The following is a 504-nucleotide window of genomic DNA, read 5'->3' as shown; positions in this document are numbered from 1 at the left end:
GCCTCGATCGGGCTCACCCCGCACAGTGCCGCGAAGGATCGGTCGCTGGTCAGCCGTCGCGGGTTGTCGCCGGCGACGATGAGCAGCGCCGCGGCGGTGTCCGGTCCGACGCCGACTTTGGCGAGCAGGGCGGGTGCGTGGCGGTTGAGCACGGCGGCCAACCGGCGGTTGAGGTCGTCGATCTCGGCGGTGAGCGCCACGATCCGGGTCGCGAGCTGGCGTGTTGACGCCGAGCGAAAACTGAACGGTTCCTGCCGAAGTGAATCTGCGCACCCGGTGGTCAGGTTAGTCGCGGTTGGTGCGGTCTTTGGCGAGGAGGTCGCGGCGGGCTCGGGTGCGGTAGGAGTCGCCGGTGAGGGTGAGGACCTCGGCGTGGTGGACCAGCCGGTCGATCATGGCTGCGGCGACGACGTCGTCGGAGAACGTGTGAGGTGCTGCCCATTTCTCGGACACCGACGTAGACGGACTATACCAGCTTTATGCTGCTTCCTTCGCTTCGGTCCG

The 504-nt window shown here is 67.7% G+C and carries 2 protein-coding genes; both read right to left on the bottom strand.

Translation table 11 applies throughout. The annotated features are described in order from the left end of the window. Positions 1-200: transposase (locus MXD62_RS10070; protein WP_248829067.1), on the bottom strand; the 200-nt coding region annotated here is incomplete at its 3' end. Positions 201-285: 85 nt separating this feature from the next. Then, positions 286-453, bottom strand: coding sequence for an ATP-binding protein (locus tag MXD62_RS10065; RefSeq protein WP_308301229.1), 168 nt, complete (start codon positions 451-453; stop codon positions 286-288). Positions 454-504 lie beyond the last annotated feature (51 nt).

Source organism: Frankia sp. Mgl5, from assembly GCF_023242985.1.
In the GTDB taxonomy this organism is placed as follows: domain Bacteria; phylum Actinomycetota; class Actinomycetes; order Frankiales; family Frankiaceae; genus Parafrankia; species Parafrankia soli.
Note: the sequence above shows the minus strand (reverse complement) of the source record. Positions and strands in the feature narration are given on the sequence as shown.